This window comes from Vibrio sp. 970, from assembly GCF_033339075.1.
The window spans coordinates 1-779 of record NZ_JAWOTW010000218.1; the positions used below are offsets into that span (position 1 = coordinate 1).

General features: G+C 48.4%; 1 protein-coding gene. It reads right to left on the reverse strand.

The window, feature by feature from the left end; genetic code table 11:
- Positions 1-779 (reverse strand): DEAD/DEAH box helicase (locus R7Q11_RS25790; protein ID WP_225466953.1); only part of this gene is annotated, 779 nt, incomplete at both ends.

Genomic DNA, 779 nt, shown 5'->3' on the forward strand with positions numbered 1-779 from the left:
TCTTTTTGACGAACACCGAAGCGATGCTCTTCGTCGACAATCAACAAACCCAAATCTTTGAATTTGATGTCGCTGGAGAGCAATTTGTGCGTACCGACGACGATATCAAGTTTGCCATCCGCAACATCTTGCAAAATCACTTTTTGCTCTTTGGCTGATTTAAAGCGAGAAAGCACCTCGACTCGGATTGGCAAGTTCGCGAAGCGGTCACGGAAGTTTTCAAAATGCTGCTGAGCAAGCAGGGTTGTTGGCACGAGTACGGCAACTTGTTTGCTGTTGTCCGTAGCAACAAAGGCCGCACGCATGGCAACTTCTGTTTTACCAAAGCCAACGTCACCACACACCAAACGATCCATGGCTTTTGCTTGGCACATATCGGAAAGTACCGCGTTGATTGCCATGGTTTGATCATCGGTTTCTTCAAACGGGAATGTTGCCTTGAAGGTCGCGTATTGGCCACGATCCAAGGCAAATTTAAAGCCCGGTTTTAGCTCACGCTTCGCGTATACATCAAGTAGCTCTGCTGCAACATCGCGTACTTTCTCAGCTGCTTTTCGACGTGCTTTCGACCATGCTTCACCGCCAAGTTTGTGCAGAGGAGCCGTTTCTTCAGCGCCGCCAGAGTAACGGCTGATCAAGTTTAGCGAGGAAACGGGAACATAAAGTTTGGCGTCGTTTTGATATTCAAGCGTCACATACTCGGTTTTCATTCCCCCCGCTTCAAGGGTTTGCAGACCAATGTAGCGACCGATACCGTGGTCTATATGAACAACAGGTTG